Source organism: Williamsia sp. SKLECPSW1, assembly GCF_054332755.1.
The window spans coordinates 641,999-666,112 of sequence record NZ_JBTGLI010000001.1; the positions used below are offsets into that span (position 1 = coordinate 641,999).

Consider the following 24,114-nt stretch of genomic DNA (forward strand, 5'->3'; position numbering starts at 1 on the left):
GCCTCGGTGCCCGCGGTCACCGGTGCTCCTCCAGCAGCAGCTTCGTCGCGCTCGCCAGTCGGTCGGCGATGTCGGAGTAGGTCTGATAGCCCATCCCCGCGCGGACCAACGCGCCGGAGTACAGCATCTCGAGCAACTCGACGCGCTCGTCGTCGGTGTCCACCGGGAGTCCCAGCGACGACGCGAGCCGTTCGCGGATGAAACCGCCCACGCGGATGCGCAGGTGCGCGACATCGGGGTCGGACCCGAGCAGGGCGACCGTGACCGCGCCCGCGAGCTGCTCCTCGCCGGCGACGACCAGCGCCACGTCCCGCAGCACCACCGCGGCACGTTCGGTGATGTCGAGGGAGTGGTCGGGCTCGTGCACCGAGGACACCAGCATCCGCCAGAACAGCTCGGCGACGAGATGGTTCTTGGAGCTGAAGTAGGTGTAGGCGGTGGCCGGGGCGACGCCGGCACGCTTGGCGACAGACCGGACCGTCATGGCCTCGAAACCGTCCTCGCGCAGCACTTCCCGTGCTGCCTCGGTCAGACGGCGGACGGTCTCGGCCTGTTGGTCGGTCAATCGACGGCGGGTCGACTCGTGGGACGCGGGGCTGGACATGGGCCCACGCTAGCACTACGTTTGAGCACCAGTCCAGACACGTGTCCAGAATGGAGTCGAGGCGATGCTCTCCGCAACCGAACAGTCCGAGCGGTCATCCGACCTGGTGCCCGACGGGGTGTCCCCGCTCCTGATCGACGGCCGGCTGGTCCCGGGATCCGGTGGCACGTTCCCCGTCGTCGACCCCACCACCGAGGAGGTCGTCGGCCACGCCGCCGACGCGACCGCCGCGGACATGGACGCCGCGATCGCTGCCGCCCGCGCGGCGTTCGACACCACGACCTGGTCCACCGACCACGCATTCCGCGCCCGCTGCCTGCGGCAGCTCCGGGATGCGCTGCAGGGACACATCGAGGAACTCCGCGACATCACGATCGCCGAGGTCGGTGCCCCGACGATGCTCACCAGCGGGCCACAACTCGAGGGCCCGATCGCCGATCTCGGGTACTTCGCCGATCTCGCCGAGAACTACGCGTGGCGGACCGATCTCGGCGAGGCCGAGCCGATGGGAATGCCGACCACGCGCTACACGCAGCGCGAGGCGGTGGGCGTCGTCGGCGCGATCACCCCGTGGAACTTCCCCCACCAGATCAACTTCGCGAAGATCGGACCGGCGCTGGCCGCAGGGTGCACCGTCGTGCTCAAACCCGCCCCCGACACCCCGTGGTGTGCGGCGGTCGTCGGCGCGATCGCGGCGCGGGAGACCGACATCCCCGCCGGCGTGCTGAACGTCGTCACCTCCACCGACCACCAGCTCGGCGCCCAGCTGTGCACCGATCCCCGCGTCGACCTGGTGTCGTTCACGGGGTCCACGGACACCGGCCGGAAGGTGATGCAGTCGGCCTCGGCCACCCTGAAGAAGGTGTTCCTCGAGCTGGGAGGCAAATCGGCGTTCATCGTCCTCGACGACGCCGACATCGCGAGTGCGTGTGCCATGGCCGGGATCTCGGTGTCGATCCACGCCGGGCAGGGGTGCGCGATCACCACCCGACTCCTCGTCCCCCGCGAGCGCCTCGAGGAGGCGACCGCAGCGGTGCGCGACACCATGGCGGGCATCGTCCCCGACGACCCCCGTCGCGGCGGGACGATGTGTGGTCCACTGATCTCGGCGGTGCAGCGCGACCGCGTGCAGTCCTACATCGACCTCGCCGTCGCCGAGGGGGGCATCGTCGAGGTCGGTGGTGGACGCCCCGCGGGGCGTGAGAAGGGCTTCTTCATCGAGCCCACCCTGATATCGGGACTGGACAACAGCTCTCGGGCCGCACGCGAAGAGATCTTCGGACCCGTCCTCGTGATCATCCCGCACGACGGGGACGACGACGCGATCCGTATCGCGAACGACTCCCCCTACGGACTGTCCGGGATGGTCTACGGCACCGACCCGGACCGCATCCAGCACGTCGTCGACGGTGTGCGCACCGGGACCATGGGCGTCAACGGCGGGGTCTGGTACTCCGCCGACGTCCCCTTCGGCGGCTACAAGGCGTCCGGCGTCGGCCGGGAGATGGGCGTCGCGGGCTTCGAGGAGTACCTCGAGACGAAATCTGTCGCCACCCCGAAGTCCTGACCGCCCGGCCTTGTCCACATCCAGTACGAGGAGATCATCCGTGACAGAACAGCGTTTCACCGACAAGGTCGTCATCGTGACCGGCGCGGCCGGGGGGATCGGTGAGGTGTACGCCCGTCGACTCGCCGCCGAGGGGGCGACCGTCGTCGTGGCCGACGTCGCCGACGAGCCGGGCGAGAAGGTCGCCGCCGACATCGGCGGCACCTACGTCCACTGCGACGTCTCCGACCCCGACTCGGCTCAGGCGCTCGCCGCGACGACGGTCGAAACCCACGGGTGCGTCGACCACCTGGTGAACAACGCGGCGATCTACGGCGGCATGAAACTCGACTTCCTCATCACCGTCCCCTGGGACTACTACAAGAAATTCATGAGCGTGAACCTCGACGGGGCACTCAACGTGACCCGCGCGGTGTACCCGCACATGTCGCGCGGATCGGCGATCGTCAACCAGTCCTCCACCGCCGCATGGCTGTACAGCGGCTTCTACGGTCTGGCCAAGGTCGGCATCAACGGCCTCACGCAGCAGCTCGCCACCGAACTCGGCGGGCAGGGCATCCGGGTCAACGCGATCGCCCCCGGTCCCACCGACACCGAGGCGACCAAGTCGACGACACCGGGCGACATGGTGAAGGACATGGTCGCCAAGTTGCCGCTGTCGCGCATGGGCACCCCCGACGACATGGCCGGCGCGCTGCTGTTCCTGTTGTCCGACGACGCGTCGTGGATCACGGGCCAGATCCTGAACGTCGACGGCGGACAGATCATCCGCTCATGAGCGACAACGTCTCGGTGTCCGAGGACACCCCCGTCGGTTTCATCGGCCTCGGCAACATGGGAGCGCCGATCGCGCAACGCTTCACCGCGTGGCCCGGTGGTCTCGTGGTCTGCGACGCACGCCCGGAGGCGACCGAGAAGGCCGTCGCCGCAGGAGCTCAGGCGGTCTCGAGTGCCGCCGAGGTCGCCGCGACGGCCTCCATGGTGTCCATCACGGTCGTCGACGACGACCAGGTCCGCTCGGTCATCGGTGGGCCCGGTGGGATCCTCGAGACGGCGCGCCCCGGGCACGTCGTCGCGGTGCACTCGACGATCTCCCCCGAGACCGCAGAAGAACTCGGTCGGCTGTGCGCCGACCACGGACTCGGGTTCGTCGACGCACCGGTGTCGGGTGGGTCGTCTGCGGCCGAGCAGGGCCGACTCGTCTTCATGGTCGGGGCGGACAGAGAGGTCTTCGACAGCGTCCGGCCCGTCTTCTCCTTGGCGTCCGACATGGTGATGTACGCCGGCGAGGTCGGGCAGGGGACGCGGATGAAGCTGGCGCGCAACCTGTTGCATTTCATCTCGTTCACCGCCGCCGCCGAGGCCTGCCGACTCGCCGAGGCCGCCGGGATCAGCGTCAAGAAGCTCGGCAAGGTCGTCCGTCAGACCGACTCCATCACCGGCGGGGTCAGCGCGATCATGGTGCGCGACAGTGCCGAACCCCTGTCCGAGGACGACTTCCTGGTGCCGTACTTCCAGCACACACGGGGTCTCGCGGAGAAGGACGTCTCGCTCGCACTCGCACTCGCCGACCGGCTCGGTGTCGACCTGCCGATGGGCCGTCTCGCCCTCGACGGTGTCGGCGACGCGCTCGGCGTCGGGCCGGGCCCCATCGCGAGCAGCGCGCGACACGACAACACAGGGAAGTGACCGGCATGAGTGAACCCACACCGCAGGAGCGTCGCGCACGCGGGCTCGCGCGCATGTCCGAGGTCTACGGGTTCGAGGTCAGCGACGGGCCCGGCGACCAGTTCGCCCACACCGCCGACCAGCTCTTCGGCGAGGTGTGGACCCGCGAGGGCCTGAGTGACCGCGACCGCCGACTGCTGCTGTTCGGTGCGCTCGGTGCGGCGGGCCTCGACGACGTGGTCGGCCTGCAGGCCGGGGCCGCGCTCGCCAACGGCGAGGTCGACGCGGACCAACTGCGCGAGATCGCCCTGTTCCTCACCTATTACATCGGGTGGCCGCTGGGCACGAAGGTCGAGTTCGCGGTCGGCAAGGCGATCTCCGACCACCGGAGGAAGCTGCGGGACGCCGAGAAGAAGGACTCGTGAGCTCACAGTTCGTGGACCTCGTCGACCCCGCGCCGTCGGGCACCGTGCATCTGCGCCCACGGACCGACCGCATCAGCGGCCCCGAGAAGTTCGTGAGCGGGGCCCGGCCGACCGAGCCCATCGCGATCTGATCCTCGAGAAAGGAACCCTCGTGACCGATCTACCCACGCGGTGCCCGTTCGGCGCCGGCTGGGATCTCACCGATCCCGGACTCCTCGAACAGGGGCTGCCCGTCGACGAACTCGCGCAGATGCGGGCGACGGGGAAGATCTTCTGGATCGACCAGGAACCCGGCAGCACACCGTTCCAGGACGACGGCTACTGGGTGGTCACGCGCCACGCCGACATCCGGGCGATCTCGAAGAACAGCGTCGACTGGTCGACGACCGCCCAGGGCGCGGTCATGCGCCTGCCGGACGGTGTGACACCCGAATTGTTGGAGTACACGAAAGCACTTCTGATCAACCACGATCCGCCGGAGCACACGCGTCTGCGCAAGGTGGTGTCGCGGCTGTTCACACCCCGCGCGGTGAACGCGCTGCACGAGATCCTCGCCGAGCGTGCACGGGCGATCGTCGGGAAGGCCGTCGCCGGTGGTACCGGCAACTTCGTGCACGACGTCGCCGTCGACCTGCCGCTGTCGGCGATCGCCGACCTCATCGGTGTCCCGGAGGCGGACCGCGAGAAGTTGTTCGCCTGGAGCAACGCCGTGATGAACACCGACGACCCGGAGTTCGCCGGCGTCGACCCTGCCGACGCCAACGCGCAGCTGATGGGATACGCGTACACGATGGCCGAGGACCGCAGGGCCACCCCGACCGACGACATCGTCTCGACGCTCGTCCACGCCGAGGGCGGCCCCGACGGCGCCGAGGCGATGACCGAGATCGAGTTCGGGTTCTTCGTGGTCCTGCTCGCGGTGGCGGGCAACGAGACGACGCGCAACGCCATCAGCGCCGGGATGAACGCGTTCCTCGACAACCCGGACCAGTGGGAGATCTACAAGCGGGACCGCCCGACGACCGCGGTCGACGAGATCGTCCGCTGGGCGACCCCGGTGCACTGCTTCCAACGCTCCGCGATCCGCGACATCGAACTCGGTGACGTCACGGTGCGCGCGGGGCAGCGTGTCGGGATGTTCTACTCGTCGGCCAACTTCGACGAGGACGTGTTCGTCGACCCGCACCGGTTCGACATCACCCGCAACCCCAACCCGCACCTGTCCTTCGGCGGTAGCGGCGCGCACTACTGCATCGGCGCCAACCTCGCCCGGATGGAGATCGATCTGATGTTCACCGCGATCGCCGATCTCGCACCCGACATCAGCAAGGTCGGCGAACCGCAGCGCCTGCGGTCCGGGTGGATCAACGGGGTGAAGGATCTGCAGGTCTCCTACGGCCGGTAGACCCTCTCGCCCCTACGCGCCGCCGGCACGAGCGGCGATCCGCGCCTGTACCTCGGGTCGACGCAGTGGCGGCACCGTCTTCGGCGGCTGCCGTCGCTCGGGGAGGACCGTGAGGAGGTCGCGGGTGATCTCGGTGACCGCGGCGACGGCCTTCTCGAACGCCTCCGCGTTCGCGGCGGACGTCTTCTGGACACCGCTCACCTTGCGGATGTACTGCCGCGCCGCGGCCTCGATCTCGACGGGGGTCGCGGGCGGTTCCAGCCCGCGCAGCTCGGTGATGTTGCGGCACATGGCGTGGCTCCTTCGTCGAGGTGTCCGGGCGTCAGTCGCTGATGCGGATCACTGCCTTCCCCAGGATCTTCCCGTCGGACAGGTCGCGCAATGCCTGCGGCAGATCCGCCAGCGGGTAGGTGACGTTCACCGGGGGACGCAGTCCGTTGTCGGCCACCATCGCGGTGATCCGCTCGTGCAGCTGCGCAGGCAGATCGGGGTGGGTGCGGACGTACTCGCCCCAAGCCGCTCCGACGACGGAGATGTTGCGGAACAGCACGCGGTTGAGCTTCACGGTGGGGATGCCGCCGGCCGCGAATCCGACGACGACGAACCGTCCGCCGGGGGCGACCTGCCGCAGCGCCTCGTCGAACACCTCGCCGCCCACGGGGTCTATCAGCACGTCGAGCCCCGTGCCGGTCAGCTCCTTGATCCGGTCGCCCCAGCCCTCACGCAGCGGGACGACCTCGTCGGCCCCGACCTCACGCAGCATCTCCTCGGCACCCTCGCGGTGCACGATCGCGATGACGCGCGCCCCGAGCGCCTTGGCCACCGAGATCGTCGCGACGCCGACCCCACCCGCGGCGCCGAGCACCCCGACGGTCTCCCCCGGCTGCAGGTGGGCGCGGGTGTCGAGCGCGAACAGTGCGGTCTGGAAGTTGATGCCGAGCGCAGCGCCCTCGTCGAACGACAGTTCGTCGGGCAGGGGCAGGACCTGGCCGTCGACCGCGGCCACCCGCTCGGCGAAGCCGCCGACGAGCGATGTGACCACCACCCGGTCCCCGGCGCTGTAGCGCGAACCGTCCGGCGCCGACGCGACCACCCCGGCCACCTCGGTGCCCGGGGTGAACGGCACGGGGACGCGCATCTGGTACTCGCCGCGAGACATCAGGAGGTCCGGGAAACACACCCCGCAGGAACGGATGTCGACGAGCAACTGCTCGGCTGTCGGTGTCGGGTCGTCGACCTCGCGGAGCTCGAGGGCGTCGGGTCCGGTCTCGGCGGTGAGGATCTGCGCTTTCACCCCGGTCACGCTACGCGGGCCCGACACGACCGACCGATAGGATCCACGGATGAGTTCGAGCGGCGCCGACGCGGCCACCACGATCCCCACCGACGTCCTCTCCAACGTCCAACGACAGGCGTTCGACGAGGCCCCCGGGTTCATGCCGGTCGACGAGGCCGCCGCACTCCACGCTGTCGCGAAGCGGTACCTGTCGGCCGCGGATTCGGTCGGGGTCGGCGTCGAGATCGGCACCTACTGCGGCAAGTCGACGGTGTGGCTGGGCGCGGCCGCCCAACCGCTCGGCGCGATCGTCGTCACCGTCGATCACCACCGCGGGTCCGAGGAGCACCAGCCCGGGTGGGAGTACCACGACACCGCTCTCGTCGACCCGCACACCGGCACGCTCGACACCTCCGCACGCTTCCGTCGCACCATGTACGACGCGGGCCTCGAGTCGACCGTCATCGGGGTGCTGGCGTCGTCGACGATGACCGCCCGCGCCTGGGGCACGCCCGCCGACTTCGTGTTCATCGACGGGGGGCACAGCTCGGAGGCGGCCCGGGCCGACCTCGCGGCCTGGGCCCCGTGGGTGCGGACCGGTGGGGCGCTGCTGATCCACGACGTCTTCCCCGACCCCGCCGACGGCGGGCGGCCGCCCTTCGAGATCTACGAGAAGGCCCTGGCGTCCGGTGAGTTCACCGAGGTCGGCGTCCACGGTTCGCTGCGGGTGCTCGAGAGGGTGCGTCCGACCTCCTGAGAGGTCCGTGAAATCCGCTCGGGCCGACCGTCGGGGGCGTTACCGTCCGACCATGACCTCGGTCACCGACGACGACCCGTCCACCGCGGCTGCCGCGCAGCCGTTCCCCCGCGACACCGAGCCGCTGATCTCCCAGCGGCACACCTGGGTCAACCAGGTGCGGATGCACGCGATCATGCGACCCGACGAGTTCGCGATCCGGCACGAGGGTCGCAGCACCACGTGGCGCGAGCTGGAGTCGCGGATGAGTCGACTGGCCGCGGCGCTCGACGAGCGAGGCGTCCGCTTCGGCGACCGAGTCCTCGTCCTCACCCTCAACCGGGTCGAGTTCTTCGAGACCGTCCTCGCGGTCAACGCCCTGGGCGCCATCGTCGTGCCGGTGAACTTCCGGATGGCCCCGCCCGAGGTCCTGCACCTCGTCACAGACACCGCGGCGAGGGCGATCGTCCACGAGCCCGCCTTCGACGCCCTCGTCGACGCGGTCGCCGAACTCCCCGGCGGCGCCACGGATCTACGGATCCGACTCGACGGTGGATCGGAGAGCGCACTCGACTACGAGGCGCTGGTGGCCGAGGGTCGGGTGCTGCGACCGATCGACGTCCCCGAGACCGCACCGGCGGCGATCATGTACACCTCCGGCACCACCGGCCGTCCGAAAGGTGCTGTGCTGACGCACATCAACCTGCAGGCGCAGGCGATGCACAACATGATCGCACCCGGGGTCGTCGATCACGACGCCGTCTCGGCGATCGCGGTGCCCGTCTTCCACATCGCCGCACTCGGTGTGCTCTCTACCTGTCTGCTCGACGGTGTCGGCACGATCCTGTTCCCGCTCCGCCAGTTCGACCCCGCCGCGACGCTGGACGTGATGGCCCGCGAGGGCATCACCACCATGTTCATGGTGCCCGCGCAGTGGCAGGCCGTCATCGCCGAACAGCGTGCTCGCCCTCGCGATCTCGCGTTGCGATTCCTCTGGTGGGGCGCGGCGCCGGCGTCGGGGACACTGCTGGCCGCCATGGCCGAGACGTTCCCGGACGCGACGATCTGCGCGGTGTTCGGTCAGACGGAGATGTCGCCGGTGACGTGTGCGCTCACCGGCGAGGACACGCACCGCAAGATCGGCTCGGTGGGGCGCCCGTTGCGCACCATCGCCGCCCGCGTCGTCGACCCGGACATGAACGACGTCGCACCGGGTGAGGTCGGCGAGATCGTCTACCGCGGACCGAATCTGATGAGCGGCTACTGGAACAGACCGGACGCGACAGCCGAGGCGTTCGCCGGCGGCTGGTTCCATTCCGGCGACCTCGTCCGCCTCGACGACGAGGGGTTCGTCTACGTCGTCGACCGTGCGAAGGACATGATCATCTCCGGTGGCGAGAACGTCTACTGCGTCGAGGTGGAGAACGCCCTGGCCGCGCACCCCTCGATCCGCGAGGTCGCCGTCATCGGTCGGCCCGACGATCGCTGGGGTGAGGTGGCCGTGGCGGTGGTGGCGACGACCCCCGGATCGCCTGATCCGACGGTCGCCGAGATCAGGTCGTTCCTCGACGACCGCCTCGCCCGGTACAAGCACCCGGCCGACGTCGTCATCGTCGACGAGCTGCCCCGCAACCCCGCCGGCAAGGTGAACAAGGGCCGGCTGCGCGCCGGACGGTGACCTGCGCGACGTTCGCAGCACCGACACCATCCGCGTGAGGAGTCTCACCGAACCCACGTCGTGCCGACAGACCCCCTCCGCCCGACTACACGGGTGCGCCACCGGGATGTCCGGGGCGCGGAGGAGGTGACCATGTCCGATCGCGACGACCCCCGATCGCTCGCGGCCCTGCTCGCCGACCTGGGCGACAGCATCAGCTGCGAGGACGAGCTCGCGGCACTGATGCAGCGTGTCGTCGACGTCGTCCGAGAAGTGGTCGACGGAGTCGAGATGGCCCGCATCACCGTCGATCTCGACGGACGGACCCACTGCGCGACGCGCGGCGACGAGAACGGGCACCCCGACCACCCACGCTGTGTGATCCCGCTGGACGCGGCCGGGCGACACCTGGGTGAGCTGACGCTGTACGGGCCGACCGTCGACCGGACCGACGGAGACGTGCCGGCCCTCGTGGCGACCGTCGTGGGCCGCACGATCGGCGACTACACCCGTTTCCGATCGGCCGCCGACGCCGCCGACGCGATGCGCGCCGCGCTGGAGACCCGAGCGCCGATCGAACAGGCGAAGGGCATCATCATGGCCGATCACGGCGTGAACGCGGACCAGGCCTTCGCGGTGCTGCGCGCCCGGTCGCAGAACAGCAACCGGCGCGTGCGGGAGATCGCTGCCGACCTCATCGTTTCCCGCACGCGCGACATACCGTAGGCTGAACGAGCCTCTTCCCCGCGACGGCATCACGAGCGGAGCTGTCGGGAGGGGCGTGGAGATGATCGGTCACGGGTCGCAACGCGAGTCCGCGGACGACTCCCCACTCGCCGCTCTGGGCATCACCGCTCGCGTCCGCGGTGTCCATCGCCTCTCCGACGGGGCGCTCGCGGCACAGATGGTCGCCCTGACGGGCCCACGCGGCGGTTCCCTCGAATCCGAGGACGATCTACGCCACGTCGCGGCGATCATGCAGCAGACCGCCGCCCTCGACGCCCACGCGATCAGGTTCACCCGCGGGCTCGCCGTGGCGGGCGATGTCCCTCTCCTCACCGTCGTCGACCCGTCGTCGACCTCGATCCTCGACGACCCCCTCGGCGGCCTCTCGGTGTCGGTGGATCCGAGGGATCTCGCTCGCTCGCCGCGTCGCTGCCTCGAGGCGGTGCACGCGGCACGCCGCGCCGGGCGGCGGGTGTGGGTCCGTGTCGGCGTCGACGACCTCGCCGTGGCCGTCCTCCCGATCGTCGAACCCGACGTGGTGGTCCTGCGGTCCGAGGTGATCGCACAGGTGCGGGAGCCCTCGGTCGCGCGCCTCGTCCAGGAGATCACCGCGTATCTGGAGCACTCGACCGCCGTCGTCCTCGCCGAGGGCGTGGGCACCGTCGACGATGTACGGACCGCACTCAGCCTGGGCGCGCAGTTCGGGACGGGAACGGTCTTCGACGATGTCGCGTCGGCGGCTGCGAGCGCACCGTTCCCGGCAGCGGCCGTCCCCGTCCGGCCCGAGCCGACGGGATCTCCGTTCGCGATCGTGGCGGCGAGCCACCCGCCACGACGAGGGGACGAGTCGTTGCTGGAGGAGATGGGCAGATCGTTGGAGGCCAGCGCGACGGGCACGGGTGCTGCGGCCGTCGTCGTCCGGACCACGGGGTCGACCTGCGAGCTGGCACAGCTGACCGCCCGCCGATGGGAGGGGATCACACACGTCGCCGGCGTCACGCCGGTCTACGGCGTCCGTGTACCCCTGCTGCGCACCACGCACGACGCGCGGCACCCGACCGGCCCCGGGTGGAACGTCGTGGTGGTGGGGCCACATGTCGCGGCGATGCTCGCCGCACGACCGCTCCCCTCCCCCGACGACGTGCAGCTGTTCGAGTTCGTGCAGGCCTACGACCGGGCGACCGTCGTCACCGCGGCACGCGCTCTGCTCCGGGACTTCGCCGAGTGATCACTCGCCTCGTCGCGGCCGGCCGCATGTGATCGACTGGACCGATGAGCGACACGCCCTCGACGCACCTCGCGACGATCGTCGGATCGGCGGTCCCCGACGGCGAGGTGGGCTGAATCGCGGCATCCCCGACGCCGCCTGTGAGACATTCCTTCGCGTGAGGTGTACGGCGGCGATCCCTCGTCACACGGGCGAACCGACAGAACAGTCGGAGGCGTGACCCGCTCCGCCGACGAGCTCTTGCATCGCCCCGAGCGTGAGACCAACGTCCGCATCGTCCGCCTGACATCGTCCGTCGCCTGCTTCTCGCTCGGCTCCTACGCGGCCCTCGCGGCGGTGGGCGGACTCGCGCGGCCGGGCCCGTGGACCGCGCCGCTGTGGGTCGCCGCGGCACTCGCGATCGTGATGGGCATCGTCTGGGCCCTCACCGACGTGCTGTTGGAGACCGTGCCGGTGTTCGGCTTCGTCATCGTGTCCGACATCGGCATCGCCGTCGCCATCTCATCTCTCGCAGATCCCCGCCTGACACTGCTGGCCGGCGGCCTGTTCGTCATCACCGGCTCGTTCGCCGGATATCACACGCACGTCGGGGTGTTCGTCTGTCACATCGTCTTCGCGGTGACGTTCCTGATCTGGGCTGCGGCCCGACTGCCCCTCGACGCCGAACTCGTCATCGAGACCAGCATCCTGATGTGGCTCGTGTTGGGTCTGCCGTGGGTGGCGCGGGCGTTGTGGTCGAGCGAGCGGCGGCGCGCCGACCGGGCGTTCCGCGACCCACTCACCGACACCGCCAACCGAGCGGGCCTCGAGCGGGCGTTCCCCCGACTGTGCGAGGCCGTCGCCCCGAACGGTCTGGACATGTGTGTGCTGGCCGTCGACCTCGACGACTTCAAGTCCGTGAACGACACCTACGGGCACGCCACCGGGGACGCGGTCATCGTCGACACGTCCCGCCACCTCCGCGACCACCTCGGTCCGGACGCGCTGATCGCGCGGACCGGGGGTGAGGAGTTCACGATCGTCATGTCCGGGCACGGTCACCGGCTGCGGTCGGCGGTGGACAGGTTGCCGCTCACCCTCGTCGGACAGTCCGGGCCGACGGTGACGATGAGCGTGGGAGCGGTCTGGGTCCCCGTCTCGCAGGGGACCGCCGATCTGGGCGCGGTCACCACCGCCGCCGACACCGCGATGTACGAGGCCAAGCGCGCGGGCGGCAACCGTCTGCGCAGCCTCCTGTGACCCGGGCGCTCAGGCCAGGCCGAGCTGCCCGGCGCGCTTGGCCAGGTACCCGCGGGCCTTCTCGACGTCGTCGTCGGGGGTTCCGTAGAGGACCAGGCTGACGCCGAGGTCCGCCCACCGCGCGAGCTTCTCGGTGTCGGGACGTCCGTCGAGCGCGATGATCTGCGGCTGTCCCGACCGGCCGTGATCGGCCCAGATCTTCTGCAGCAACCGGATCGAGTCGTCGATGTCGGTGTCGGCGGGGGTGGTGAGCCACCCGTCGGCGTTCTTCGCGATCCAGGTGAAGTTCTTCTCCGTCGCGCCGGCACCCACGACCACCGGGACGCCCGGCTGTTGCGGCGTCTTCGGCCACGCCCAGCTGGGCCCGAAGTTCACGAACTCGCCGGAGAACTCGGCCTCCTCCTGCGACCACAGCGCGCGCATCGCCTCGAGGTACTCGCGGAGCATCGTCCGGCGGCGCTTCGGCGGCACCCCGTGGTCGCCGAGCTCGTCGAGGTTCCACCCGAACCCGACGCCGAGTGTCACCCGGCCCTGCGACAGATGGTCGAGGGTGGCGATCTGCTTGGCCAGGGTCAGGGGGTCGGACTGGACCGGCAGTGCGACGGCGGTCCCGAGACGGACCCGGGTGGTGACCGCCGCGGCGGCACCGAGCGACACCCACGGATCGAGGGTGCGCATGTAGCGGTCGTCGGGCAGCGACGAGTCGCCGGTCTGTGGATGGGCCGCGTCGCGACGGGTCGGGATGTGACTGTGTTCGGGGACGAAGTACGCGGCGAAACCAGCCTCCTCGACCAGCGGCGCCATGACGCCGGGCGGCAGCCCGCGGTCGCTGGTGAACTGCACGATGCCGTAGTCCATGGATCCCTCCGCACACGTCACCTCGTCACGACGACAGGTGTCTGGACAGCAGTCTAGTCAGGTGGACAGTCCGGGTCCAGCCTCGCCCGGTGTCACATCAGCGCGCAGGCGCAGTCGACGTCGGCCGTGGTGGCGACGGGTGCCGAATAGGGATCGGCGTCGCGGAACACCCCGTTCGCGGGCGAGGTGCGGCTGAGTGCGTCGGCGGCCAGGACCACCGCGGCCGACGTCCAGCAGCTCTTCTCGACCGGCCACCGCTTGCCGTCGGCGTAGACCAGGCCGGTCCAGTAGGAGCCGTCCGGGTCGCGCAGGTGCTGCATGTCGGCGAACAGCTGCAGGGCGGCCGTCGTGTCGTCGAGGCAGTCGAGTGCGAGCACCAGCTCACACGTCTCGGCCCCGGTCACCCAGGGCCGATGGTCCACGCAGCGGGCACCCAGACCCGGCACGACGAACTCCTCCCACCGCGCCGCGATCAGCTCCTCACCCTGCCGCCCGCGAACAGCGCCACCGAGAACCGGGTAGTACCAGTCCATCGAGTGGTCCGACGGGGGCAGGAAACGATCGGTGTGCGACCGCAGAGCGTGGCCGAGGCGGTCCCGGGCTGCGATCCATCGCGACTCGGGCTGCTCCATGACCTCGGCGATGAGCGCGGCGCACCCCAGGGCCTGGTGGATGCTGGCACTGCCGGTGAGCATCGCGTCGTCGAACATGCCCGGCGGTACCGTCCCGACGTCGGCCCGCCCGTCCCCCGACGGCCCCGGCACCGCCGAGTCCTGCGAATGCGGGAGCGGATGCGCCCCGCCCCACCGGATCTCGCCGCTCGGGGCCTGGAATCGCAGGACGAGTTCGATCGCCTTCCAGACCGTCGGCCACATCCGCGCCAGGAACGCCTCGTCGCCCGTCACGAGGAAGTGGTGCCACACCCCGACCGCGAGGTAGCCACAGAAGTTGGCGTCGGTGTTGGGGTCGGTGACCCTGCCGACGACGGTCCGGATCGGCCACGACCCGTCCGGCCGTTGCGTGCGGCGCGACCACTCGTACGCCGCCACGGCCTCCGCGTGGAACCCGGTGACGCTGAGCGCCATCGCGGACTCGACGTGGTCCCAGGGGTCGGTCTGACCGCCCGGGAACCACGGGAGCGCACCCGAGGACTCCTGCATCGCCGCGATGGCCGCGCCCGTCGCAACGCACTGCCCGGCGGTGAGGATGCCGGGGACCTCGGGCACGGACGCCATCGCGTCAGGCCGGCTTGTGGAGGTAGAGCACGACCGACTTGCCCAGCAGCGGGTCGAGGATGCGCTCTCCCACGCGGGTGAGCGCCGGTGCACTCATCATGTCCCAGACCAGCATCCGGTGATAGCCACGGACGAGCGGGTTGTCGTTGTTCTCCACGCCCACAGCACACTTCAGCCACCAGTACGGGGCGTGCAGCGCGTGCCGGTGGTCGGTGCCGGTCACCTGCAGTCCCGCCGCGGCGAGCTTTCCGGCCAGCTCACTCGCCTTGTAGATGCGGACGTGACCGCCCTCCACCTCGTGGTACGCGTCGGAGAAGGCCCAGCAGATCTTCTCCGGCCAGTAGCGCGGCACGGTCACCGCAGCATGCCCGCCGGGCTTGAGGATCCGCGCCATCTCGGCGATGGCATCGGTGTCGGCGGGGACGTGCTCGAGGATCTCCGACATGAGGACCACGTCGAAGCTGTTGTCGGCGTAGGGCAGATGCAACGCGTCACCGACCTCGGTGCGCGCCTTGGCCGAGGCCGGGACCTGCTTCTCGGCGATCATGGCGTCGAACATCTCCGAGACCTCCGCCATGTCCGACTCGGACTGGTCGAAGGCGATCACGTCGGCACCGCGTCGGAACATCTCGTACGAATGGCGACCCTGGCCGGCGCCGATGTCGATCGCGGTGGTGCCGGCGCGGACGCCGAGCCGGTCGAAATCAACTGTCAGCACGGATGTCTCCTTCGACGCCATGCGGGGCCCGGATGGCGCGCTCGTAGTGTTCTGCGGTCTTGGCGGCCACGGCCGCCCAGCTGAAGCGGGACTCGACCCGCGCCCGGCCACCCTCGCCGAGTCGGCTGCGGAGGTCGGGGTCGTCGAGCAACCGGCCGATCGCCGAGGCCAGAGCGCCCGAATCCATCGGCGGCACATGCAGTGTCGCCTCACCGTCGGCGCCGGCGACCTCGGGGATGGCGCCGGCCGTCGTCACGACCATCGGCGTCCCACAGCTCATCGCCTCGACGACCGGCAGCGAGAACCCCTCGTACAGCGACGGGACGCAGGCGACCTCGGCGGAGCCGATCAGAGCGCCGAGTTCCTCGTCGGACAGGCCCGAGCGCACGGTGACCCGGTCGGCGATCGACAGCTCGTTGATGAGGCGGGCGCTCGGCCCGTCGGGGTCGAGCTTCGACACGAGTTCCAGGTGCACGGGGCGTTCCGCGCCGAGCTTGGCGATCGCCTCCAGCAGATAGGAGACGCCCTTGAGCGGGGCGTCGGCGCTCGCGACGCAGACGACACGGCCGGGAACCCGGCTCGCGGCGGGCCGGAACACCTCGGTGTCGACGCCGAGCGGGATGGTCTCGATCCGCCCGGAGGGGATGTCGAACGCCTTGCGGATGTCGACCTCACTGCTGCGTGACACGGTGAGCAGGTCGGGCAGGCGACGAGCCACCTTGCCCTGCATCCGGGCGAATCCGTGCCAGCGGATCGCGGTGAGCTTGCGCCAGCCCTTCGCCGCCTTCACCGCCAGGGCACGGTCGCGGGTGATCGGGTGGTGGATCGTCGCGACCACCGGCAGACCCGAGCGCTGGATGTCGAGCAGGCCGTAGCCGAGACACTGGTTGTCGTGGACGACGTCGAACTCGTCGCGTCGTCGGCGCAGGATCTTCGCCATGCGCAGGCTGAAGGTCAGCGGCTCCGGGAACCCCGCGGTCCACATCGTCGCCACCTCGACGAGGTCGATCCAGTCCCGGATCTCCCACGGCCGCGGGGTGCGGAACGGGTTCGGTTCGCCGTAGAGGTCCAGGCTGGGGACCTTCGTGAGGGTGACGCCGTGCTCGTAGGACACGTCGTCGAGGTCGGGGTAGGGCTGCCCGGAGAAGACCTCGACGGAGTGTCCGAGCAATGCGAGCTCGCGTGCGAGGTGACGGACGTAGACGCCCTGTCCGCCGCAGTGCGGTTTGCTCCGATAGGACAGCAGGGCGATACGCACTCGCAGGGGCCTCTCTCGTCGGTCGCGAAGGGTGGGGGTCTCGGGGGGACTACCCCGCGGCCACGGATTCGAGCTCGCGGATGCGCACGATCTTCACGCGACGGCGGCCCGCGTCCTTGCCCGCCTGCTTCTCGGCGGTGTCGATGCTCTTCCAGCCCGCGCCGTCGACACGGGTCGCACCACGACCCGCGACGAGATCGGCGATGGCCTCACGCGACTGCCCCGGTTCGGCCAGACGGCCCTCGGTGAAGTCGGCCAACACGGCCTGCGCCGTCTGCTGACCGTCGAGCCGGTTCATACCGATGCCGCCGGTCGCGCCGCGCTTGATCCACCCGCTGACGTATACACCGCTCACCAGCTCGCCGCCGGGTTCGGTGAGCACACGACCACCCTCGTTCGGGACGACACCGTGGCCCTCGTCGAACGGCAGGTCCTGCACGGGCAGGCCGCGATACCCGATCGCCCGCAGGACCAGACCGGTCTCGATCTCGAACCGCTCGTCGGTCGGGGTGACCGCGACGCGCTCGCCGTCGACGAGCTCGTTGCGCACACACGTCAACGACGACACCGCGCCGTCACCGGCGAGTTCGACCGGGGAGACGAGGTAGCGGAACACCACGCGACGATCGGCACCGGTCTCGCCACGCTCGGCGAACTCGCGGGCGATGCGGATCTTCGTCGCGATCGTGGAATCCAGTGTCCCGCTCGACTCCGCCTCGGCGGAGGCTGCGTCGAGGACGAGTTCGTCGGGGTCGATCACGACGTCGACACCGGGGATGTCGCCCATCGCCAGGAATTCCCCGTTGGTGTACGCGGCCTGCGCGATCCCGCGGCGACCCAACAACACCACCTCACGCACCGACGAGGCCCGCAACCGCTCGATCGCGTGATCGGCGATGTCGGTGGCCGAGAGGTGATCGGGATCGCTGAGCAGGATCCGGGCCACGTCGAGCGCGACGTTGCCGTTGCCGACGACCACCGCCCGCTCACTCGACAGGTCGAAGTCCAGATCGGCGTAATCGGGGTGACCGTTGTACCAGGCCACGAACTCCGTCGCGGGGATCGATCCGGGCAGGTCCTCACCCGGGATGCCCAGCTTGCGGTCGGTCGACGCACCGACCGCGTAGATCACCGCGCCGTAGTGCTCCAGCAGCTCGTCGTGGGTGACGTGGGTGCCGACCTCGACGTTGAGGAAGTACTCGAAGGTCTTCTTGTTGGCCGTCGACGCGAACTGCTTCTCGACGCCCTTCGTCGACGGGTGGTCGGGGGCGACACCGGCGCGGACCAGTCCGTACGGGGTGGGCAGCCGGTCGAACATGTCGACGCGGACAGCGGAGTGACGGACGAGTTCCTCGGCCGCGTAGAACGCGGCCGGACCGGCACCGACGATCGCGACGTGCAGCTCCTTGCCCTGCGGCAGCGGCGGCGCCTTGCGCGGGGGCACCAGCCCACCGGACACGTCGTGGTCGTTGTAGTAGTCGGCGTTGATCTGCAGGTACCGCTCGCCCTTCTCGTCGAGCTGATCGTCGGGGAAGATCGCCTCGACCGGGCACTCGTCGATGCAGGCACCGCAGTCGATGCACGTGTCGGGATCGATGTAGAGCATCTCCGCGGTCAGGAACTCGGGTTCGTCGGGCGTCGGGTGGATGCAGTTGACCGGACACACGGCAATGCAGCTGGCATCGTTGCAGCACGGCTGGGTGATCACATGCGCCATGAGTTGTCTGACCTCGACTCGTCCTCGAACGTCCCCGGAACTGGAACGTGTTCTAGATCGTAAGCGTTGTCACAACTTTATCCACCGCCCGTACCACTTCAGCACCCTGCCCCGGGCATGACCGGCGTCTCTCCCGCTGCGTGGGATGCTGTCCGACGTGACGTCGCCGCCCTACCCGTTCACCCCGGCCCTCGACGACCGGCTGGAGCGCGCCCGGTACTACGAGGCGTCGTACCGCGTTCGCACCGGCGACGTCGACCAGCAGATGCGTGTCCGCCTCGACGGCACCGCCCGCTACCTGCAGGACATCGCCAACGACAACATCGAGGCGACCGACTTCCACGACAGCGATCCGTTCTGGATAGTCCGACGCACGGTCATCGACGTCATCGAGCCGATCACCTGGCCGGCGACGGTCACCTTGCAGCGGTGGTGTGCGGCGCTGTCGACGCGGTGGACGAACATGCGGGTGCGGATCACGGCCGAGCACGAGACGAACCGGTTCAACCCGGAGATGCGTCCGCCGGGACTCATCGAGACCGAGGCGTTCTGGATCAACGTCAACGACAAGGGCATGCCGTCACGGATCACCGACGAGGCGTTCGAGATGCTCGCCGCGATGACCGACGAGCACCGGCTGCGGTGGAAGACGATGCACCCGACGCCCCTGCCCGAGGACGACGGCACCGACCGCCTGCACGTTCTCCGCAGCACCGACTTCGACCCGTTCCGGCACCTGAACAACGCCGCCTACTGGGAGGCCGTCGAGGACGAGTTGCTCGACCACACCGACATCGTCGACGCGCCGCACCGCGCCGTCATCGAGTACCTGCGGCCCATCACACCGGGGGCGTCGATCACACTGCGTCGCCGCCGCGTCGGCGACGAGTTGTTGCTGTGGATGATCGTCGACGACCAGGTCGCCGCCACGGTGAGCGTCACCCGCTCGGCGCGCTGACACGACTCCCGACGGCGTTCAGGCCGATCCGCGCAGCACCAGTTCCATGAGCTTCGTGGGTGCCGCGCACGGATCCGCCGCGGCCGCGGCACCACCGCGAGGTTCGACCCACCAGGTGTAGATGCCGCGATCGGGCGACTTCGCGGTCACGCCGCACACGCCGGGACGCTGCGGGTCACGCGAGGTGAAGGCCGACGCTCCCGAGACGCGGACGTTGTCGGTGGTGTAGCCGAGGCGGGTCACCGTCTGCTTCTCGACGGCCATCGTGCCGGTCTCGAACCAGGTGAACGTGACGCCGAGCGGTACCGCCCCCGCGACGACCCACCGGCAGATCGCACCGTTGAAGGTCGATTCCGCGGCCGTCCCGCCGACCGCGGTCGCGATCTGCTCCGGGCTGAGCAGGGCACACTCGAGCAGCAGCTTGTCGAACTGATCGGTGTCGACCGACCCGTTGTCGGAACCGTCGCCCTGGGCGGTGCCCCCGCCGAGCGGCTTGGCCTCGCCGTCGATCGACCGGGTACACCCGGCGACGAGCAACAACACGGCCAGGAGCGCGACGACGACCCCGCCGACCCGCCGCATCACTGCGCCCGCTCGATCGACATCGTGGCGAGCGTCTTCGTCGCCTGACAGACCTGGTCGACGGATCGCTGCTGCACACCCGGCTCGGCCGACCCGTAGCTGACCGACCACTCGAAGAAGTCGCCGCCGAACGCGATGCCGATCTCGCAGATCCCCGCGCTCGACGCGATGAACCCGCTGTGACCGTTGATCGTCAGGTCCGAGACGGTGTCGCGGGAGAGCTGCTCGGTGGCTCGTTCACGGCCGATCGGGCTGCCCCGGTACCAGTTGAACGAGAACTGTGGGCCGAGCACGTCGGCGCTGGTCACCCACTCGCATCCGGCGCTGTTGTCACTGGCGACGGCCAACCCGGAGACCCCGGTGACACGGGAGACGTCGTCGGTGCTGACGCCACCGCACTTGCCGAAGAACGGTCCCGAACCGGCCGGTGCCGACTGGCCGGCGGCGCCGGTGGTGCCGCCTCCGCCGGAGGAGTCCGAACAGGCCGCGAGCAGCGCGACCACCGCGACGACGACGAGCACCCACGTCGAGCGACGAACGGCACGGCTCTGCACCGGCCCGAGTGTAGAGAACCGACCCCCGCCCAGCGGGCCGAAACCCACCGCCGACCGGGCACAAACGCACCGCCGACCGGGCCGAAACCGCTCGGCGCGGAGGTCAGGGACGTCCGCGGAGTCGGTCGGTCTCGCGGCGTTCCCGTTTCGTCGGCCGGCCGGCACCGCGCTCGCGGACCGGTATCGCCGCGAGCAGTTCCTTCGGCGGGGGCGGTGGACTGCGATCGATCATCGCGGCCGCCGCGACCGGGGGACCGACGCGCTTGCTCAGCACCTGCACCACCTCGACGATGCGGTCGCGGCCGCCGATCCGAAGGCGCACCTCGTCCCCGACCGCCACGTGCTGCGCCGGTTTCGCCGGGGTCCCGTTGACCTTCACGTGCCCACCACGGCAGGCGGTCGCCGCCTGGGACCGGGTCTTGGTGAGCCGGACCGCCCAGATCCAGCTGTCGACACGCACGCTGGGTTCCGCCATGCCGACCACGATAACGGCACTCGAACAGCTGTTTTCCGCCGAAGTCCAGCGCCCGTCACGTCGGTGGGTTAGCGTTTCCGCACCCGAGTGGGTCATTTGACCCACTCGAGAGCCCGAGGAGCCGACGATCCCCCGCATCCCTGTCGAGCAACGACGAGAACGCCTGGTGGCGGCAGCCTTCCGTGTCGTCGCCGCCGACGGCGTGGAGGCCGCGACGACCCGTCGCATCTGCGCGGACGCCGGCATGGCGTTGGCGAGCTTCCACTACGCGTTCGACTCCCGCGACGCCCTCCTCGAAGCGGTCGTGGTGGCCGGACTGACGAGCGAGGACACAGCCATCCACGCGGTGCTCACCGGCAACCCCGCGGACACCTCCGACGTCGAAGCGTTGCTGCGGGGCGGGCTCGGCGGCTACCTCGACAGCCTCGTCGACGACCCCGACCGCGAACGGGCGCTGATCGCACTGTCGCAGTACGCGCACCGGACGGCAGGGCTGGAGCACCTCGCCGCCGACCTCTATCGGCGCTACTACGACCTCGCCGAGTCCGCCCTCACGGCGGCCGCCGACGCCTCCGGGGTCCGGTGGCGCACCGACCCCGCCGACCTCGCACCCCTCGTCGTCGCCGCCACCGACGGACTCACGCTCGCCTACCTGAACACCGGCGACCTCGACGTCGCGCGACGCATCGTCGACGCCTGCGTGCAGATGCTGCTCCTCCACGTGGAGGCGGCGTGACAGCCGCGACGACCACTCGCGTGAGCCGACGGTGGATCGGCCTGTTCGCCCTGGCATGGACAGGGATCTGGCTCGCGCAGCTCACCCCGTTCCAGCTGACAATCCCCCAGCAGGTGGTCGACGTGCTCGGCACCGACGACGCGCAGTGGCGCACCAGCGTCACGACGTTCGGTGTCGTCTCGGGCTTCTCGGCGATCTGCGCACTCGTCGCGTTCCCGCTCACCGGGTCGCTCTCGGACCGCACGACAGGTCGATCCGGTCGGCGACGACCCTGGATCGCCGGCGGCGTCGTCGTGTTCGCGGTGGCCCTCGTCGTCCTCGGGACGCGCCACGGGCTCGTCGGACTGACCGTCTGGTGGTGTGTCGCGCTCACCGGTTTCAGTGCGGCGTCGGCGGCGCTCACCGCGCTCATCGGTGACCGTGTCCCCGTCGACCAGCGCGGCGTGGTGTCGAGCTGGGTGTCGGCCCCACAGGCGATCGGCGTCATCCTCGGTGTCGCGCTCATCGCGGCGCTGGGGCTCGGCAGCGTCGGGGGGAACGTGCTCGTCGCGGTACTCCTGATCGTCTGCGTCCTGCCCTTCGTCCTCACGGTCGACGACCCACCCGTGGCAGCACATTCCCACGGGGCTCTGACCGTGCGTGCGGTGATCGGCGAGTTGTGGGTCTCCCCGCGCGAGCACCCCGACTTCGGGTGGACGCTGCTCGGCCGGGTCCTGGTCAACCTCGGCAACGCGCTCGGGACGTCGCTGCTGCTCTACTTCCTGCAGTTCGGACTGCGGGTCGGTGACGCCGACGGCGACCTGCTCGTGCTGACCGCGGTCTACATGGTCTTCGTGATCGGGGCGGCCCTCGCGTCGGGGGTGCTGTCCGACCGCATCGCCCGGCGCAAGCCGTTCGTCCTCGCCGCGGGCGTGCTGCAGGGTCTCGCGGCACTCACCATCGCGCTCGTGGCGTCGCTGCCCACCACCATCGTCGCCGCCGCGCTGCTCGGCGCGGGCTTCGGCAGCTTCCTCGGCGTCGACCAGGCCCTGGCCACCCAGGTCCTGCCCGACGCCGACCACACAGGAAAGGACCTCGGCATCATGAACATCGCCATGGCCGTACCCCAGGCGCTCGGTCCCCTCGTCGGTGCCGGGATCGTCGCCGCCACCGGCGGATTCACCGCTCTCTTCACGGTCTCCGCGGTGCTCGGCATCGCCGGTGGGCTCTCGGTGCTGCGCGTGCGGTCGGTTCGATGACCGCGACGCTGCACCGCGCCCCTCCATCGGCGGATGTCGACTGGGCGGCCGTGGATCGCGCGGTCGCCTCCCTCGACGGACCGGTCGTGGTGCTCGAGCGGACCGCCTTCGAGTCCAACGTCGCCGACCTCCGACGCCGCGCGGGCGGCACCCCGATCCGGGTCGCGTCGAAATCGCTGCGTGTGCGGTCGGTGATCGACGACATCCTGGGCCGCGACGGGTTCGCCGGGGTCCTGGCGTACGACCTGGACGAGGCCATCTGGCTGGCGACCGCATCCGGAGTCGACGACGTCCTCGTCGGATACCCCTCGGCGCGACGAGGCTCCATCGCCGCTCTCGCCGCGGACGAGGTCGCCGCTCAGCGCGTGACGCTGCTCGTCGACTCCGTCGACCACCTCGATCTGATCGACGACGCCGCACCGCCCGAGTCCCGACCGCCTCTGCGGGTGGCGATCGACCTCGACGCCTCCCTCGACGCGCGCGTGCTCGGTCACATCGGGGTCCGGCGCTCCCCGGTGCACACCCTCGACGACGCCCTGGAGCTCGCGCGGGCGATCGTCCGCAGGCCGGGACTGCGCCTGGTCGGCGTCATGTCGTACGAGGCGCAGGTCGCGGGGGTCGGCAACGGCGTCGACGGAGGCTGGCGGACGGGAGCACCCCTGCGCAACAGGATGATCCGCGGGATGCAGTGGGCGTCGATGGCGGAGCTGCGACGCCGGCGCGGCATCGTCGTGGCTGCCCTGCGGGAGATGGCCGACCTCGAGTTCGTCAACGCCGGCGGCACCGGTTCGCTCGAGATGACCGCGGCCGACGCGTCCGTCACCGACATCGCCGCCGGGAGCGGCTTCTTCGGTGGCCACCTGTTCGACACCTACGCGCACTTCCGACCGGCCCCGGCAGTCGGATTCGGACTGCAGGTGGTCCGTAGACCCGGACCCGGGGTCGTCACCTGCCACGGCGGCGGGTGGATCGCATCCGGGCCGCCCGCACCCGATCGGCTCCCGCTGCCGGTCTGGCCCGCCGGGGTGACGTTCGAACCACGCGAGGCCGCCGGCGAGGTGCAGACCCCCGTGCTCGGAGAGGGTGCCGACGGCCTCGCCATCGGCGACCGGGTGTGGTTCCGGCACACCAAGTCCGGCGAGATCGCCGAACACTGCACCGAGATCGTCGTCGTCGAGGACGGCGAGATCGTCGACACCGTGCCGACCTACCGCGGCGAGGGGAAGTGCTTCCTGTGACCACCACCCGACCGAC

The 24,114-nt window shown here is 70.1% G+C and carries 26 protein-coding genes; 15 read left to right on the forward strand and 11 right to left on the reverse strand.

Annotated features, from left to right (window positions below; genetic code table 11):
• Positions 1 to 16 precede the first annotated feature (16 nt).
• The gene (locus tag ACXVUM_RS02830; RefSeq protein WP_458520357.1) at positions 17 to 604 is read right to left on the reverse strand and encodes a TetR/AcrR family transcriptional regulator; all 588 of its coding nucleotides are present in this window, start codon (positions 602 to 604) and stop codon (positions 17 to 19) included.
• A 64-nt stretch (positions 605 to 668) separates the two neighbouring features.
• Between ACXVUM_RS02830 and ACXVUM_RS02835 the strand changes: the two genes are divergently transcribed.
• Genes ACXVUM_RS02835 through ACXVUM_RS02860 form a run of 6 tightly spaced genes read left to right on the forward strand, consistent with a single transcriptional unit; the run spans position 669 to position 5,669 of the window.
• The gene (locus ACXVUM_RS02835) at positions 669 to 2,171 is read left to right on the forward strand and encodes an aldehyde dehydrogenase (RefSeq protein ID WP_458520358.1); all 1,503 of its coding nucleotides are present in this window, start codon (positions 669 to 671) and stop codon (positions 2,169 to 2,171) included.
• A 40-nt stretch (positions 2,172 to 2,211) separates the two neighbouring features.
• Positions 2,212 to 2,949 (forward strand): SDR family oxidoreductase, encoded by a 738-nt coding sequence (locus tag ACXVUM_RS02840; RefSeq protein WP_458520359.1) that lies wholly within the window; start codon positions 2,212 to 2,214, stop codon positions 2,947 to 2,949.
• Positions 2,946 to 3,860 (forward strand): NAD(P)-dependent oxidoreductase, encoded by a 915-nt coding sequence (locus ACXVUM_RS02845; RefSeq protein WP_458520360.1) that lies wholly within the window; start codon positions 2,946 to 2,948, stop codon positions 3,858 to 3,860. The genes ACXVUM_RS02840 and ACXVUM_RS02845 overlap by 4 nt, the downstream gene beginning before the upstream one ends.
• A 5-nt stretch (positions 3,861 to 3,865) precedes the next feature.
• Entirely contained in the window at positions 3,866 to 4,264 is a 399-nt protein-coding gene (locus ACXVUM_RS02850; RefSeq protein WP_458520361.1) for a carboxymuconolactone decarboxylase family protein, read from the forward strand.
• Complete coding sequence (locus ACXVUM_RS02855; RefSeq protein WP_458520362.1) at positions 4,261 to 4,395, forward strand: hypothetical protein; 135 nt, start codon at positions 4,261 to 4,263, stop codon at positions 4,393 to 4,395. The genes ACXVUM_RS02850 and ACXVUM_RS02855 overlap by 4 nt, the downstream gene beginning before the upstream one ends.
• Before the next feature lie 20 nt (positions 4,396 to 4,415).
• The gene (locus ACXVUM_RS02860) at positions 4,416 to 5,669 is read left to right on the forward strand and encodes a cytochrome P450 (protein WP_458520363.1); all 1,254 of its coding nucleotides are present in this window, start codon (positions 4,416 to 4,418) and stop codon (positions 5,667 to 5,669) included.
• A 12-nt stretch (positions 5,670 to 5,681) separates the two neighbouring features.
• Here the strand turns inward: ACXVUM_RS02860 and ACXVUM_RS02865 are convergent, their stop codons facing one another.
• Both ACXVUM_RS02865 and ACXVUM_RS02870 read right to left on the reverse strand, forming a co-directional pair.
• Positions 5,682 to 5,960 (reverse strand): DUF2277 domain-containing protein, encoded by a 279-nt coding sequence (locus tag ACXVUM_RS02865; protein ID WP_458520364.1) that lies wholly within the window; start codon positions 5,958 to 5,960, stop codon positions 5,682 to 5,684.
• Positions 5,961 to 5,991: 31 nt separating this feature from the next.
• On the reverse strand, positions 5,992 to 6,963 hold the full coding sequence (locus tag ACXVUM_RS02870; protein WP_458520365.1) for an NADPH:quinone oxidoreductase family protein: 972 nt from the start codon (positions 6,961 to 6,963) through the stop codon (positions 5,992 to 5,994).
• Positions 6,964 to 7,012: 49 nt separating this feature from the next.
• Here ACXVUM_RS02870 and ACXVUM_RS02875 point away from each other — a divergent pair, with 49 nt between their 5' ends.
• From ACXVUM_RS02875 to ACXVUM_RS02895, 5 genes are all read left to right on the forward strand, one after another.
• A complete protein-coding gene (locus ACXVUM_RS02875) occupies positions 7,013 to 7,702 on the forward strand; it encodes a class I SAM-dependent methyltransferase (protein WP_458520366.1) in 690 nt (229 codons plus the stop codon).
• 52 nt (positions 7,703 to 7,754) lie between these two features.
• Entirely contained in the window at positions 7,755 to 9,359 is a 1,605-nt protein-coding gene (locus tag ACXVUM_RS02880) for an AMP-binding protein (protein WP_458520367.1), read from the forward strand.
• Between the two features lie 132 nt (positions 9,360 to 9,491).
• Entirely contained in the window at positions 9,492 to 10,064 is a 573-nt protein-coding gene (locus ACXVUM_RS02885; RefSeq protein WP_458520368.1) for an ANTAR domain-containing protein, read from the forward strand.
• Between the two features lie 55 nt (positions 10,065 to 10,119).
• Positions 10,120 to 11,292: a hypothetical protein gene (locus ACXVUM_RS02890; RefSeq protein WP_458520369.1), complete on the forward strand. Its 1,173-nt coding sequence runs from the start codon at positions 10,120 to 10,122 to the stop codon at positions 11,290 to 11,292.
• Positions 11,293 to 11,508: 216 nt separating this feature from the next.
• Positions 11,509 to 12,531: a GGDEF domain-containing protein gene (locus ACXVUM_RS02895; RefSeq protein WP_458520370.1), complete on the forward strand. Its 1,023-nt coding sequence runs from the start codon at positions 11,509 to 11,511 to the stop codon at positions 12,529 to 12,531.
• A gap of 9 nt (positions 12,532 to 12,540) precedes the next feature.
• Here ACXVUM_RS02895 and ACXVUM_RS02900 read toward each other — a convergent pair whose 3' ends face one another.
• The 5 genes from ACXVUM_RS02900 to ACXVUM_RS02920 form a co-directional block, all read right to left on the reverse strand.
• Complete coding sequence (locus ACXVUM_RS02900) at positions 12,541 to 13,389, reverse strand: LLM class F420-dependent oxidoreductase (RefSeq protein ID WP_458520371.1); 849 nt, start codon at positions 13,387 to 13,389, stop codon at positions 12,541 to 12,543.
• Positions 13,390 to 13,481: 92 nt separating this feature from the next.
• Positions 13,482 to 14,624, reverse strand: a complete 1,143-nt coding sequence (locus ACXVUM_RS02905; protein WP_458520372.1) for a prenyltransferase — start codon at positions 14,622 to 14,624, stop codon at positions 13,482 to 13,484.
• Positions 14,625 to 14,628: 4 nt separating this feature from the next.
• Complete coding sequence (locus ACXVUM_RS02910; RefSeq protein ID WP_458520373.1) at positions 14,629 to 15,342, reverse strand: class I SAM-dependent methyltransferase; 714 nt, start codon at positions 15,340 to 15,342, stop codon at positions 14,629 to 14,631.
• The gene (locus tag ACXVUM_RS02915) at positions 15,329 to 16,600 is read right to left on the reverse strand and encodes a glycosyltransferase family 4 protein (protein WP_458520374.1); all 1,272 of its coding nucleotides are present in this window, start codon (positions 16,598 to 16,600) and stop codon (positions 15,329 to 15,331) included. Before ACXVUM_RS02915 ends, ACXVUM_RS02910 begins: the two co-directional genes overlap by 14 nt.
• A gap of 49 nt (positions 16,601 to 16,649) precedes the next feature.
• Entirely contained in the window at positions 16,650 to 18,317 is a 1,668-nt protein-coding gene (locus ACXVUM_RS02920; protein WP_458520375.1) for an FAD-dependent oxidoreductase, read from the reverse strand.
• Positions 18,318 to 18,474: 157 nt separating this feature from the next.
• Here ACXVUM_RS02920 and ACXVUM_RS02925 point away from each other — a divergent pair, with 157 nt between their 5' ends.
• Complete coding sequence (locus tag ACXVUM_RS02925; RefSeq protein ID WP_458520376.1) at positions 18,475 to 19,275, forward strand: acyl-[acyl-carrier-protein] thioesterase; 801 nt, start codon at positions 18,475 to 18,477, stop codon at positions 19,273 to 19,275.
• An 18-nt stretch (positions 19,276 to 19,293) separates the two neighbouring features.
• On the opposite strand, the gene ACXVUM_RS02930 is transcribed toward ACXVUM_RS02925, so the two are convergent.
• From ACXVUM_RS02930 to ACXVUM_RS02940, 3 genes are all read right to left on the reverse strand, one after another.
• Positions 19,294 to 19,857: a DUF3558 domain-containing protein gene (locus ACXVUM_RS02930; protein WP_458520377.1), complete on the reverse strand. Its 564-nt coding sequence runs from the start codon at positions 19,855 to 19,857 to the stop codon at positions 19,294 to 19,296.
• Positions 19,857 to 20,411, reverse strand: coding sequence for a DUF3558 domain-containing protein (locus tag ACXVUM_RS02935; RefSeq protein WP_458520378.1), 555 nt, complete (start codon positions 20,409 to 20,411; stop codon positions 19,857 to 19,859). Before ACXVUM_RS02935 ends, ACXVUM_RS02930 begins: the two co-directional genes overlap by 1 nt.
• Positions 20,412 to 20,514: 103 nt before the next feature.
• A complete protein-coding gene (locus tag ACXVUM_RS02940; RefSeq protein ID WP_458520379.1) occupies positions 20,515 to 20,886 on the reverse strand; it encodes an RNA-binding S4 domain-containing protein in 372 nt (123 codons plus the stop codon).
• 166 nt (positions 20,887 to 21,052) lie between these two features.
• On the opposite strand from ACXVUM_RS02940, the gene ACXVUM_RS02945 reads away from it, so the two are divergent.
• Genes ACXVUM_RS02945 through ACXVUM_RS02955 form a run of 3 tightly spaced genes read left to right on the forward strand, consistent with a single transcriptional unit; the run spans position 21,053 to position 24,098 of the window.
• Positions 21,053 to 21,622, forward strand: coding sequence for a TetR/AcrR family transcriptional regulator (locus tag ACXVUM_RS02945; protein WP_458520380.1), 570 nt, complete (start codon positions 21,053 to 21,055; stop codon positions 21,620 to 21,622).
• On the forward strand, positions 21,619 to 22,860 hold the full coding sequence (locus tag ACXVUM_RS02950) for an MFS transporter (protein WP_458520381.1): 1,242 nt from the start codon (positions 21,619 to 21,621) through the stop codon (positions 22,858 to 22,860). The genes ACXVUM_RS02945 and ACXVUM_RS02950 overlap by 4 nt, the downstream gene beginning before the upstream one ends.
• Complete coding sequence (locus ACXVUM_RS02955) at positions 22,857 to 24,098, forward strand: amino acid deaminase/aldolase (protein WP_458520382.1); 1,242 nt, start codon at positions 22,857 to 22,859, stop codon at positions 24,096 to 24,098. Before ACXVUM_RS02950 ends, ACXVUM_RS02955 begins: the two co-directional genes overlap by 4 nt.
• Positions 24,099 to 24,114: the final 16 nt, after the last annotated feature.